Annotated in this window: 1 protein-coding gene; it reads right to left on the minus strand. The window is 72.1% G+C overall.

Annotated elements, in window-relative coordinates:
* The coding region (locus SB660_RS20860; protein ID WP_410584261.1) for a hypothetical protein at nucleotides 1–269 on the minus strand (269 nt) is incomplete at both ends.

Raw genomic sequence — 269 nt, forward strand, 5'->3', positions numbered from 1 at the left:
CGAGCACGAGGAACGAAGCCTGCGGCTCTTCCCACGCGTAGGTCTCGGGGCCGAAGACATGGCGATAGGAGGCGGTCGACGCGGGGTCGCCGGATGCATCGAAATCGAGGTCGTGGTTGCCGGGCGCGTGCAGCCACGGCGTGTCGAGCCGCGCAGTCGCCGCGTTGATCGCGGCGTACAGCGCCGGATCGTCGTTGGTCACGTCACCCAGCGTCAGCCCCAGCCGTGCGCGCGGACCGCCCGCGGCCGCGGCGACGATGGCGCGGTCG

This window comes from Bacillus sp. SIMBA_005 (assembly GCF_046535585.1).
In the GTDB taxonomy this organism is placed as follows: Bacteria; Bacillota; Bacilli; order Bacillales; family Bacillaceae; genus Bacillus; species Bacillus pumilus.